11 protein-coding genes are annotated in these 12263 nt (G+C 53.5%); all 11 read right to left on the minus strand.

Annotated elements, in window-relative coordinates; genetic code table 11:
• Nucleotides 1-127: 127 nt before the first annotated feature.
• Nucleotides 128-397: a 30S ribosomal protein S15 gene (gene rpsO, locus F552_RS0103820; protein WP_018150398.1), complete on the minus strand. Its 270-nt coding sequence runs from the start codon at nt 395-397 to the stop codon at nt 128-130.
• Between the two features lie 98 nt (nt 398-495).
• Nucleotides 496-1377 carry a tRNA pseudouridine(55) synthase TruB gene (gene truB / locus F552_RS0103825; RefSeq protein WP_018150399.1) on the minus strand — a complete coding sequence of 294 codons (882 nt, stop codon included), beginning with the start codon at nt 1375-1377 and terminating at the stop codon, nt 496-498.
• 6 nt (nt 1378-1383) lie between these two features.
• A complete protein-coding gene (gene rbfA, locus F552_RS20450; RefSeq protein WP_018150400.1) occupies nt 1384-1749 on the minus strand; it encodes a 30S ribosome-binding factor RbfA in 366 nt (121 codons plus the stop codon).
• Nucleotides 1750-1861: 112 nt separating this feature from the next.
• Entirely contained in the window at nt 1862-4699 is a 2838-nt protein-coding gene (gene infB, locus F552_RS0103835) for a translation initiation factor IF-2 (RefSeq protein ID WP_018150401.1), read from the minus strand.
• Nucleotides 4700-4724: 25 nt separating this feature from the next.
• Entirely contained in the window at nt 4725-6203 is a 1479-nt protein-coding gene (gene nusA / locus F552_RS0103840; RefSeq protein WP_018150402.1) for a transcription termination factor NusA, read from the minus strand.
• Between the two features lie 106 nt (nt 6204-6309).
• Nucleotides 6310-6747: a ribosome maturation factor RimP gene (gene rimP / locus F552_RS0103845; RefSeq protein WP_018150403.1), complete on the minus strand. Its 438-nt coding sequence runs from the start codon at nt 6745-6747 to the stop codon at nt 6310-6312.
• A gap of 128 nt (nt 6748-6875) precedes the next feature.
• Nucleotides 6876-7628, minus strand: coding sequence for a metallophosphoesterase family protein (locus F552_RS0103850; RefSeq protein WP_026182372.1), 753 nt, complete (start codon nt 7626-7628; stop codon nt 6876-6878).
• A 163-nt stretch (nt 7629-7791) separates the two neighbouring features.
• Nucleotides 7792-8886: an ABC transporter ATP-binding protein gene (locus F552_RS0103855; protein WP_018150405.1), complete on the minus strand. Its 1095-nt coding sequence runs from the start codon at nt 8884-8886 to the stop codon at nt 7792-7794.
• 57 nt (nt 8887-8943) lie between these two features.
• Nucleotides 8944-9792 (minus strand): carbohydrate ABC transporter permease, encoded by an 849-nt coding sequence (locus tag F552_RS0103860; RefSeq protein WP_018150406.1) that lies wholly within the window; start codon nt 9790-9792, stop codon nt 8944-8946.
• On the minus strand, nt 9785-10765 hold the full coding sequence (locus tag F552_RS0103865) for a carbohydrate ABC transporter permease (RefSeq protein ID WP_018150407.1): 981 nt from the start codon (nt 10763-10765) through the stop codon (nt 9785-9787). The genes F552_RS0103860 and F552_RS0103865 overlap by 8 nt, the downstream gene beginning before the upstream one ends.
• Before the next feature lie 172 nt (nt 10766-10937).
• Nucleotides 10938-12197 carry an ABC transporter substrate-binding protein gene (locus F552_RS0103870; protein ID WP_245546651.1) on the minus strand — a complete coding sequence of 420 codons (1260 nt, stop codon included), beginning with the start codon at nt 12195-12197 and terminating at the stop codon, nt 10938-10940.
• Nucleotides 12198-12263: the final 66 nt, after the last annotated feature.

The raw sequence follows: 12263 nt of genomic DNA on the forward strand, positions 1-12263 counted from the left end.
TCGCCGCACAACTTGCTGCCTTTGCGCCGGGCACGATTAGAGACTCCCCTCCCTCGATACGAATATGCCACCCGGCCCTGGATAAAAGCGGCGGGTGGCATACAGGCTGGCGGTCAACCGCCGGATATTACTTACGCAGGCCCAGACGTTCGATCAGAGAACGATACAGATCCAGATCAGTACGCTTCAGGTAGTCCAGCAATTTACGACGACGGCTCACCATACGCAGAAGACCACGACGTGAGTGGTGATCTTTCTTGTGTTCTTTGAAGTGACCAGTCAGATCGTTGATACGGGCGGTCAGCAGTGCAACTTGCACTTCAGAAGAACCGGTATCACCTTCTTTACGTTGGTATTGTTTAACTACATCAGATTTTTGGGCAACGGTAAACGCCATTGTATTTCTCCAGTAATGGTTGCAGTTTCATGCAACGGTCGGGTTTCCCCATTCAATAAAAAATTTTCGCAGCAGACAGGTGACAACCAAGCCCAAACTCAGTGGTTTCCCATCATGCGCGCCGGATATAAGACACCATCATCACGCAGCTCCCCTAAACCGAGGAACCGGCCATCTGGCCCGTATACCCGTTGTTGCCCCGGCTGGCCGTTATGGCGTACAGCCTGACCGTGGGACAACCTGACTGACTCTGCCTCAGGCAGCGTCAGCATTGGCAAATCACCTAACAGATGATCCACCGGTAACAGAAGTGCTTCACGCGCTTCCATATTCATCGCTTCCAGTGCTTCCAGCGTAATGGCAGAAGCAATCTCGAAGCCACCTGTTCCTGTGCGTCGCAGCCCGGCAAGGTGCGCACCACACCCCAGCGCCTTGCCTATGTCTTCCGCCAGCGTGCGGATATAAGTGCCTTTGGAGCACCGGACACGTACTTCAAGTACGGGCAATTGACAAGAGAGCAATTGTAACTCATAAATGGTCACTGTGCGCGCCTGTATTTCAATTTCCTGACCGGCACGCGCATACTCGTACAAGGGCTTGCCCTGATGCTTTAGTGCAGAATACATGGGGGGCACCTGTGAAATCTGGCCCTTGAACCGGTCCAGCGCCGCCAGTACATCTGCTTCGGTGCATGTCACCGGCAACTCGGTTACCCGCTCACCTTCGAGATCCCCGGTCGTGGTGGTAATTCCCAGGTGGATCGTCGCCAGATACCCCTTGTCTGCATCCAGCCAGCGCTGCGCATACTTGGTCGCTTCACCCAGGCAGATCGGCAACAAGCCGGTCGCCAGCGGATCCAGCACACCGGTATGCCCGGCCTTTTGTGCCTGCAGCAGCCAGCGCGCTTTCATCAACACCTTGTTACTGGACCAGCCATACGGCTTGTCCAGTAACAGCACCCCATCAATTTTGCGTTTCATGCACGGTTACTCGTCGTCGCTATGCGTCTCGTTCGCTTTTGCGATCAGCTGGTCCAGATGCATCCCGTTTTCAATGGAATGGTCATACAGGAAATGTAGCTCCGGCATCTTGAAGAGTTTGAAGCCACGTGCAAGTTCCGAACGCAGGAAACCTTTGGCATGCTCCAGTTTTTCTGCAATCTCGGCCGCATCTTCTGATGTACCCAGGAAGGTATAAAACACCTTGGCATGGGAATAGTCACGAGTTACTTCCACATCCGTCACGGTAATGAGGGATGCTTTCGGGTGATCCAGTTCAGCACGGATCAATTCTGCGATGTCACGCTGCAATTGCTGTGACACCCGGTCGGCGCGCGTAAAATGCTTGGCCATGATTTATTACCCTTAAAGTACAAAAAACGCAAAGCTACGGAAGCATTTTCCGTAGCTTTTGCGTCTTTTCTGGCCAGACATTCCAGGAATGTCCGGGCCAGTTTCTGAGTGCTTACAGTGAACGGGCCACTTCCACCACTTCGAAGATTTCCAGCTGGTCACCTTCTTGCAGATCGTTGTAGTTCTTCAGTGACAGACCACATTCGAAGTTGTTGCGAACTTCCTTGACGTCGTCCTTGAAGCGCTTCAGCGAGTCCAGTTCGCCCTGGTGGATAACCACGTTGTTACGCAGTACACGTACGCCAGAGTTACGACGAACCACACCATCATGCACGTAACAACCGGCAATGGTACCCACTTTGGAGATGACGAAGACCTGACGGACTTCGACCATACCAATGACCTGTTCGCGTTTTTCTGGTGCCAGCATGCCGGACAGCGCAGACTTCACTTCATCCACCGCTTGGTAAATGATGTTGTAGTAGCGGATATCCACGCCATTGTTTTCAGCCAGACGGCGGGACTGCGCATCTGCACGGACGTTAAAGCCGATCATCACCGCGCCGGACGCAATGGCCAGGTTGACATCAGACTCGCTGATGGCACCCACTGCACTGTGAATGATATTGACCTTGACTTCCGGTGTAGACAGTTTCTGCAGAGACTGTGCCAATGCTTCGTAAGAACCCTGTACGTCGGCCTTGATGATCAGGGCCAGGCTCTTCACTTCGCCTTCGGACATCTGCTCGAACATGTTTTCCAGCTTGGCAGCTTGCTGCTTGGCCAGTTTCACGTCACGGAACTTGCCTTGACGGAACAGGGCAATTTCACGGGCCTTGCGTTCGTCAGCCAGTACCATTGCATCTTCACCGGCGTTCGGCACATCAGACAGGCCAAGAATCTCGACCGGAATGGATGGACCGGCTTCATTGATCGGCTTGCCGTTTTCATCCAGCATGGCACGTACGCGACCGTACACACCACCCGCCAGCACAATGTCGCCACGACGCAGGGTACCATCCGTCACCAGCATGGTTGCCACAGAACCGCGGCCCTTGTCCAGGCGCGCTTCAATGATAATCCCTTTGGCAGGTGCTTCTGGTGATGCGGTCAGTTCCAGCACCTCAGCTTGCAGCAGAATGCCTTCCAGCAGGGCGTCAATGCCCTTACCGGTTTTGGCAGACACTTCCACAAACATCGCATCGCCACCCCAGTCTTCCGGCACAACTTCATGCTGTGTCAGTTCCTGACGGATGCGCTCCGGGTTGGCTTCGGCCTTGTCAATCTTGTTCACGGCAACAACGATAGGCACACCAGCGGCTTTCGCGTGGTGAATCGCCTCGATCGTTTGCGGCATCACGCCATCATCAGCAGCCACAACCAGAACAACCAGGTCAGTCACCTTGGCACCACGGGCACGCATTGCGGTAAACGCTTCGTGACCCGGGGTATCCAGGAAGGTGATCATGCCACGGTCGGTTTCTACGTGGTAAGCACCGATATGCTGCGTAATGCCACCCGCTTCGCCGGAAGCCACTTTGGCGCGACGAATGTGATCCAGCAGCGAGGTTTTACCATGGTCAACGTGACCCATGACAGTCACCACTGGTGCACGATGAGAACGGGCAAATTCGTGCTGGGTACCTTCAGCCGCTTCCAGCAGCGCTTCAGGATCATCCAGTTTGGCAGCCTTGGCAATGTGACCCATTTCTTCCACGACGATCATCGCAGTTTCCTGGTCCAGCACCTGGTTGATCGTGACCATGGAACCCATCTTCATCATGGTCTTGATCACTTCAGCAGCCTTCACGGCCATTTTGTGCGCCAGTTCGGCCACTGTAATGGTTTCCGGTACCGGTACTTCACGAACCATCGGCTCGGTTGGTGCCTGGAACTGCTGCACGTCCGCCTGATGACGGTGTTTGCCGCCACCTTTCTTGGAACGCCAGTCGCCAGTACCACCGTCGGTCGCACCGCGAACCTTCAGGCCACGTTTCTTGCCGCCATCACCATCACGGTCATCACGGCCACCACCACGTTTGGCATCTTTCTTGTCTGCCGCAGGTGCGGCAGTTGCAGGCTTGGCTGCGCCCGGTTGAGGCTTGGCTGCCGGCTTGGCAACTGGTGCACCCGGTTTTCCTGCAGCAGCCGGTTCGGCAGCCTTAGGTGCAGTAGCGGCTTGCAATTGAGCCGCCTGTGCACGCTTCAAACGCTCTTCACGCTCGATACGAGCCTGGCGGTCTGCTTCCTGACGGGCACGCAGTTCAGCCTGACGACGAGAGTCCGCTTCACGAGAAGCAACCTCTTCCGGGGTCAGGATAGACTGACGAACATGCAGGGTGCCTTGCGGCTTGGCTTTTTGCTCGGCTTCTGCAGCAGTTTCTGCAGCCACAGCTTCCGGTACCGCGGCCACTGGTGCTGCCGCTTCGACTTCCGGTGCTGCAACTGGTGCAACCGCTTCTACGACGGGTGCTGGTGCTTCTTCAACCACAGGTTCTGCAACCACTTCAACAACCGGGGCCACTTCTTCTACGACTGGCTCAACATGCACTTCAGGCTCGCTGACTGGCAGTTCCAGCTCGGCGGCGTGATCTTGCTGGTCCAGCAAGGCTTCGTCAGCCGCTGCATCATGTGACCCGGTTTCTGGCTGTGCTTCACGCTTTTCAAAAACGCGTTTTTTCTTTACTTCTACCTGAATCGTCCGCGCACGGCCAGAACCATCCGCCTGGCGGATTTCACTGGTCTGACGGCGAGTCAGTGTAATTTTTTTGGATGCGTCACCCGCGCCATGCTGGCGGCGAAGGTAATCCAGCAACCGGGATTTATCGATTTCAGACAATTCATCATGAATTGATGATTTGTTTACCCCGGCCGCGCGTAGCTGTTCCAGCAAAAGCTCTGGCTTGAGCTTAAGCTCATCAGCAAATTGTGCGACGTTTGATGTTGTCATACCCGCTCCCTATTCCGGAGTGCTCTCAATTAAACCAGTGCTCACGTGCCTTGAGGATCAATGCTTTCGCTCTTTCCTCGTCAATACCAGTAATCTCTACCAGCTCATCGACAGCCAGTTCGGCCAGGTCATCACGGGTTTGAATACCTTTATCAACCAACTTGTGGGCGATTTCGCTATCTACGCCTTCAACTTCCTGAAGGTCTACAGCACCCGCTTCCAGTTTTTCTTCGCTTGCAATGGCGCGTGTTAACAGCGAGTTACGAGCACGGCTGCGCAGTTCGTTTACCGTGTCTTCGTCAAACGCTTCGATTTCCAGCATTTCTGCCAGTGGTACATAAGCCACTTCTTCCAGTGTGGAGAAGCCTTCCTGCACCAGTACATCGGCTACTTCTTCGTCTACATCCAGCGCCTCGATAAAGAGTTGGCGGATAGCGGCGAATTCTGCCTCGTGTTTTTCTTCTGCCTGATCAACAGTCATGATGTTGATCTGCCAGCCGGTCAGCTCGGACGCCAGACGTACGTTCTGACCACCACGACCAATGGCAATGGCCAGTTGGTCTTCGTTGACGACCACATCCATGCTATGGGCTTCTTCATCCACGGCAATACGGCTGATTTCTGCTGGCGCCAGCGAGTTAACCACGTAACCGGCCGGGTCACTTGACCACAAGATGATATCCACGCGCTCACCGGCCAGTTCATTGGTCACGGCGGTCACACGGCTACCACGCATACCGATACAGGTACCTTGCGGGTCAATGCGCGGATCGTTGCTTTTCACGGAAATCTTGGCACGCACGCCAGGATCGCGGGCAGCGCCTTTCAGCTCGATCAGGCCTTCTTCGATCTCTGGCACTTCCAGTTCAAACAGTTTGGTAATGAACTGAGGTGCAGTACGGGACAAGAAGATCTGCGGACCACGGTTGGTGCGCTCTACCTTGGACAGGTAGGCACGCACGCGGTCGCCCACACGCAGGTTTTCTTTCGGGATCATCTGGTCACGCGGCAGCAGGGCTTCCAGCTTGCCGGCTTCGATGATGGCGCCGTTGCGGTCCATGCGCTTGATCACACCGTTCACCAGGTGTTCACGACGAGCCAGGAAGTCTTCCAGCAGTTGTTCGCGCTCTGCATCACGGATGCGCTGCAGGATGACCTGCTTGGCAGTCTGGGCGCCGATACGACCGAATTCGATCGCTTCCAGCGGTTCTTCCAGAAAATCGCCAAGCTCCAGATTCAGTTCCGGATAGTCTTCCGCAATTTCATGCGGCATCATTTGCTTGCTCGGGAATTCAAATACGTCTTTGTCGACGATTTCCCAACGACGGAAGCTCTTGTATTCGCCCGTATGGCGATCAATCTCGACGCGGACATCGATGTCTTCTTGATAGCGTTTTTTCGTTGCTGACGCCAAAGCGTATTCCAGCGCACCAAAAACCACTTCTTTACCGACGTTCTTTTCCCGCGCCAGCGCATCCACTAGCAACAGAATTTCACGACTCATGTCTTGCCTCCGGGCGAACTTCGCACCAATTCACAATAATTTTTACCATAAACCACACATCGGGTGTGGTTCACCATGTCTTTGTCAGAAAGCGGAGATCCGGCTTTTAGAATTCAGGTTCCAGATTGACTCTGTCTACCTGATTCATCGGAATCGACCAGTCACGTCCATCGACCTCTACGGTCAATACATCGTCTTGCAGCCCTTTAAGCTTGCCGGTCAGGCGTTTATGGTTGTCGATTGCGACACGCAACTTAACCTTTACCTTTTTGCCAGCAAACCGCTCGAAGTCCGATGCCTTTTTCAATGGACGGTCAAGACCGGGGGATGACACTTCCAGTCGTTCATAGTTGATATTCTCGACCAGAAACAGATTGGTTAACTGATTACTGACCTTGACGCAGTCTTCAATGGTCACACCACCACTGGTGGTATCCAGACGGTCAATAAACAATTGAATACCACCGCGTGGTGTTGCCACCATATCCACCAGCTCGTAACCCAGGCCAGTCAGGGTATTTTCAACCAACAGCCGCATATCCATAAGGCTTTCCACAAACAAAAAATGGGCACAAGGCCCATCGTATATAATTACGAATTCGATAAACGACAGAATTATACCAGATTTTCAACCTCTTGACAAAATCTAATCATGCCGTGTCTTTGCCGGGTTCAAGCCGGCGATGCTTCGACGAATCCGGTCCGAAGTGCGTGCGCCCAGTCATGCCGTCCCCGTGAAACGGCTAACCCGACCACTCCGCTTGTGTCGTAGCTGACAGACCGGATCCTGACGTCCCAGCCCTGGCTTGTCTGCCGGGCTAGCGCATAGCTTGCCTCGGGTCCGCCGTTTTCCATCCGGTGAGGGTGTGGACGATCGTCCTCATAGGCAGGCAGGCCGACACTACCCGGATTGACGATCACCGTCCCATCCGGCATGTGGACTATTCGAGGCAAGTGCGTGTGCCCGCAAGCGATCAGCGATGCGGTGATGCCTGCCCGGCGCACCCCAATCTCGTCCGGCGTTGCGGGCCGGCAACCCTGCGGCGTAACGGTATCGAGAAAATAGTCAATATCGCTTGTGGGTGTTCCATGACAGAGAAACACCGCTTCTGACAGTCTCCGTGTATCGCGCAAGCCTTGCAACCAGTCCAGATGATGCGGCAACAGACACGAGTGGGCAAAGGCGTCTGACAACCCCATCTGATCCGGCGACTGGGTCAACAATTGTCTTTCGTGGTTGCCTGCCAGATGCACCCAGTCTTGCTGCTTCAGAAAGTCTGCGGTTTCTGCGGGCAGCAAGGGACCTGAGAGGGAATCCCCTAGATTCACGACCTGATCGATCTCCCACAGGGACATATCGGCCACTACCGCCTGCAAGGCGGGCAAATTGCCATGAATATCCGAGACGATTGCGATCGTGTACATTAGGTGCCCTGCCAAATCATGCCAATGAGACATGTTAGCAGAATACTGTAAAGTAAAAGCAAACGGGAAGGCGTTAACCTTCCCGTTTGGCAGGCACATTTTGTTACAAAACGTGCCGATGTGATCCTCTGTGACAGATGGTCCGGCTTATCCGGTTTGTCCGTTACAGAATACGCGCTTCCGTTTTTGGATCAAACACCACGGCCTTGGTCAGATCGACCGTCAGACGCTGGATTTCACCCGGGTGCTTGGCTTTTTTCGGGTGAACGCGACACACCACTTCTTTGCCGTTCAGGTGGACAAACACCAGGGTGTCCGGACCGGTTGGCTCAATGATGTCTACCTTGCAATCGTAGCTAGGTTCATCATCTTCTGCGGCGGTGAACTGCTCTGGACGCACGCCAAGAATCACATCTTTGCCCACCCAGGCTTGCAGTTTGCCTTGCGGGTCTTGTAGCGGGAATATCCAGTTCTGCTCGCCATGCAGAATCTCGGCACCCAGACCGCCTTCTGCGGCAACGATTCGGGTCGGGATAAAGTTCATGGATGGCGAACCGATGAAACCAGCCACAAACATGTTGGCCGGATTATCGTAAATCTCGTGTGGTGTACCAAACTGCTGGATATGGCCATCTTTCATCACGGCAATACGGTCGCCCAGGGTCATGGCTTCGATCTGGTCATGCGTCACATACACTACCGTGGTTTTGGTGCGCTGATGCAGCAATTTGATCTCTGTACGCATTTCGACGCGCAGTTTGGCATCCAGATTTGACAGTGGTTCGTCAAACAGGAACAAGCCAGGATCACGAGCCAGCGCGCGCCCCATGGCCACGCGCTGGCGCTGACCGCCGGAGAGCTGGGATGGCTTGCGGTCCAGCAGGTGTTCGATCTGCAGCATTTTGGAAACGCGCTCCAGAATCTTTTCTTGTTCGTCCTTGTCGACGTTACGCATTTCCATACCGAACGTGATGTTCTTCTTTACGTTCATGTTGGGGTAAAGCGCATAGCTCTGGAACACCATGGCGATGTCGCGGTCTTTTGGCGGTACGTCATTTACCACGCGGTCGCCAATGACGATCTCGCCACTGGTTACGGTTTCCAGACCGGCAATCAGGTTCATCAGGGTGGATTTGCCACAACCGGACGGGCCGACCAGAATCAGAAACTGACCCGGTTCGACTTCAATGTCGATGCCTTTCAGGATATCGACACCGCCAAAGCTCTTCTTTACGTTTTTGATTTTTAGTGCACGCATTGTTGTATTCCTTTAATCGGGATAATGATGGTTCTGTACCGCTTGCGGTCTACAGAACTAGCCCTTCACCGCGCCGGCTGTCAGGCCGCGCACAAAATATTTACCCGCTACAAAGTAGATGAACATGGTTGGCAGACCGGCAATGATGGCGGCGGCCATGTCTACGTTGTATTCCTTCACCCCGGTTGACGTATTGACCAGGTTATTCAGGCCGACCGTGATCGGTTTGCTGTCGCTACCGGAGAACACCACACCGAACAGGAAGTCGTTCCAGATGTTAGTGAACTGCCAGATGAACGTCACCATGATGATCGGTGTCGACAAAGGCAGGATGATGCGCCAGAAAATCCGGAAGAACCCTGCGCCATCCAGCGTGGCTGCCTTGACCAGCTCGTCTGGAATGCTGACATAGTAGTTGCGGAAGAACAGCGTGGTAGATGCAATACCCATCAGCACGTGAACTGTCACCAGGCCCCATACAGACTCTGTCAGCCCCATCCAGCCCAGTGTCTGGGACATTGGCAGCAGGACAACCTGCAGTGGCATGAACACACCGAACAGCATCATCGAGAAAATGATATCGGAGCCCTTGAACTTCCATTTGGTCAGTACATAGCCGTTGATGGCGCCCAGCATGGTGGACAGAATCACGGCCGGTACCACGATCTTGACCGAGTTCCAGAAGAACGGTTTCAGGCCGCTACACTGGATGCCGGTACAGGCGGAATCCCAGGCTTTTCCCCAAGCTTCCAGACTGATGCCGGTAGGGAATGCCAGCAAACTGCCATTCCGGATTTCGTCCATGGTTTTCACGGACGTGGTTAACATGACGTACATTGGCAGCAGATAGAACAGTGCTGCAATCAACAGTACGGTATAGAGGATAAACCGGGTTGATTTAGCCATTTTTCTTGTATCCCCGTAGTTCTGAGTACAGATAAGGCACCACAATCGCGGCCAGCATGGCCAGCATCATGGTAGAACTTGCAGCGCCAACCCCCAGTTGCCCACGCTCGAAAGCCATGGTGTACATGAAAGAAGCTGGCATGTCGGTCGAATACCCCGGGCCGCGGTTGGTCAACGCCATCACCAAGTCAAAGCTCTTGATGGCCAGGTGAGCCAGAATCATGATCGTGCTAAAAAACACGGGGCGCAGAGACGGAATGATGATGCGCCAGTAGATTCGGGGCAGCGATGCGCCATCGACCTGGGCGGCTTTGATGATCGAGTCATCGATACCGCGCAAACCGGCCAGAAAGAGCGCCATCACAAAGCCGGAAGACTGCCACACACCGGCAATCACCACGGTATAGATGGCTTTTTCCGGGTTCACCAGCCAGTCAAACGTATAGTTCGGGAACCCCCAGCTTTGCACCAGATGCTCAAGACCGAAACTCGGGTTCAAAATCCATTTCCAGGCGGTACCGGTCACGATGAATGACAGCGCCATCGGGTAAAGGTAGATACTGCGCAATGCGCCTTCTACCCGGATTTTCTGGTCCAGCAAAATGGCCAGAAACAAACCCAGCATGGTACCGATGCCAATGAACAGCACACCGAAGATACCCAGGTTCTTGATGGCAACCCACCAACGGGCGTTTTGCCACAGGCTTTCGTATTGCACCATGCCGGCCCACTCATAGTTAGGCAGCATGCGTGATGTGGAGAATGACAGGTAGCCATTCCAGATAATGAAACCATAAATGAAGATCAGCGACAGAATGAACGATGGTGCCACTACCAGCTTGGGTAACCATTGATCAAACCGTTTCTGACCGACAGAATGTTCTTGCGTTGCCATATCAAAACCTCTGGTCAGCAAATGAAAATCGTTCTGGATATCGTCACAGAACGGCAAGCCTTGCGCACCATCTGACATAGCCGTTATCAGACAGTACAGCTCAAACCGATTGCACCATGCGAAACAGGCAATAAGTCTTGTGTTATTGAAGAATTCTGGTATTGCGTAAGGATCTGCAGCCCCCCCGACTTCTGCCGGGGAGACTACATATTACATTGCCACATCAGGGAGGGAGCCCTCCCCTAACCAATTACTTGGTCATTGCTGCCTGAGCAATTTGTGCTTGTGCTTGCTGCGGTGTCACACTGTCTGTGTTCCAGAAGTTAGACACTGCATCTTTGATCGCACCGGCTGCTGCTGGAGAAACAGCCATGCCGTGAGCGATGGAAGGTTGCAGACCACCGTTTTTGGCCGTTGCCAGGAAGTCTTTGTTAGATTGTTTTGCACAATCGTCGAAAGCATCCATTTTGGCATCGGTACGAACAGGGATGGAACCTTTGTTCAGGTTAAATACTTGCTGGAATTCTGGAGACAGAATGGATGCAGCCAGATCAGCCTGTGCTTTTGCATTGGCAGGATCTTTCTGCTGGAACATCACGAAGCTGTCTACGTTGTATGTGTAGGCATTTGCGCTGCCTGGTGTGGCTGCACATACAAAGTCGCTACCTGGTTTTTTACCAGCAGCCTGGAATTCGCCTTTAGCCCAGTCACCCATGATCTGCATACCGGCTTTACCCTGGATAACCATGGCAGTTGCCAGGTTCCAGTCACGGCCAGGTGCGCCTTTATCGGTGTAGGTATGGATTTTCTTGAAGGTTTGCAGCGCTTTCAGCATGGTTGGTGATTTCAGCGCGGTCTGGTCCAGTTTCACCAGTGCCTGATTGTAGAACTTGGCACCACCAACACCCAGAACAACAGCTTCGAAGGTGGTGAAATCTTGCCAATCCTGACCACCGTGAGCCACAGGGATAATGCCAGCAGCTTTGAACTTGTCAGCCAGCTTGAAGAATTCGTCCCAGTTTGCAGGGGCTTTAGCACCTACTTTGTCCAGCGCGGCCTTGTTGATCCACAACCAGTTTACGCGGTGCACGTTTACCGGTGCAGCCACATATTTGCCTTTGTATTTCATCTGGCTAGCAACAACTGGTGGCAGAACCTTGTCCCAGTTATTGGCTTTGGCAACAGCAGAAATATCTGCAACGCCGCCTTCAGCAGCCCATTCCTGAATGGCTGGGCCTTTAATTTGTGCGGCTGCAGGCGGGTTACCTGACACCACACGAGACTTCAATACGGTCATCGCGTTGTCACCACCGCCACCAGCAACTGCGAAATCTTTCCAGGTATGGCCTTTGGCTTGCAGCATCTTTTTCAGTTCGGCAACTGATTTGGCTTCACCGCCGGAAGTCCACCAATGCAGTACTTCTACTTCACCCGCAAATGCGGCACCTGCCAGGGTTGTCACACCAGCTACGGCCAGCACTTTGAACATGGTTGAAAGTTTTACAGACATCTCTTTTCTCCTGGTTATTTTTAGTAAACCACTGATAACAATTGACTAATGTAGCCTGACTACATA

Origin of the sequence: Leeia oryzae DSM 17879 (assembly GCF_000376945.1) — a bacterium.
Taxonomy (GTDB): Bacteria; Pseudomonadota; Gammaproteobacteria; order Burkholderiales; family Leeiaceae; genus Leeia; species Leeia oryzae.

Bases quoted from the DNA above. Each gene is read 5' to 3' on its own strand.
- infB (WP_018150401.1), bottom strand. From the start codon at position 4,699: ATGACAACATCAAACGTCGCACAATTTGCTGATGAGCTTAAGCTCAAG.
- rimP (WP_018150403.1), bottom strand. From the start codon at position 6,747: ATGGATATGCGGCTGTTGGTTGAAAATACCCTGACTGGCCTGGGTTAC.
- F552_RS0103855 (WP_018150405.1), bottom strand. From the start codon at position 8,886: ATGCGTGCACTAAAAATCAAAAACGTAAAGAAGAGCTTTGGCGGTGTC.
- rpsO (WP_018150398.1), bottom strand. From the start codon at position 397: ATGGCGTTTACCGTTGCCCAAAAATCTGATGTAGTTAAACAATACCAA.
- truB (WP_018150399.1), bottom strand. From the start codon at position 1,377: ATGAAACGCAAAATTGATGGGGTGCTGTTACTGGACAAGCCGTATGGC.
- F552_RS0103860 (WP_018150406.1), bottom strand. From the start codon at position 9,792: ATGGCTAAATCAACCCGGTTTATCCTCTATACCGTACTGTTGATTGCA.
- F552_RS0103865 (WP_018150407.1), bottom strand. From the start codon at position 10,765: ATGTCAGATGGTGCGCAAGGCTTGCCGTTCTGTGACGATATCCAGAAC.
- F552_RS0103870 (WP_245546651.1), bottom strand. From the start codon at position 12,197: ATGTCTGTAAAACTTTCAACCATGTTCAAAGTGCTGGCCGTAGCTGGT.
- F552_RS0103850 (WP_026182372.1), bottom strand. From the start codon at position 7,628: ATGTACACGATCGCAATCGTCTCGGATATTCATGGCAATTTGCCCGCC.
- nusA (WP_018150402.1), bottom strand. From the start codon at position 6,203: ATGAGTCGTGAAATTCTGTTGCTAGTGGATGCGCTGGCGCGGGAAAAG.
- rbfA (WP_018150400.1), bottom strand. From the start codon at position 1,749: ATGGCCAAGCATTTTACGCGCGCCGACCGGGTGTCACAGCAATTGCAG.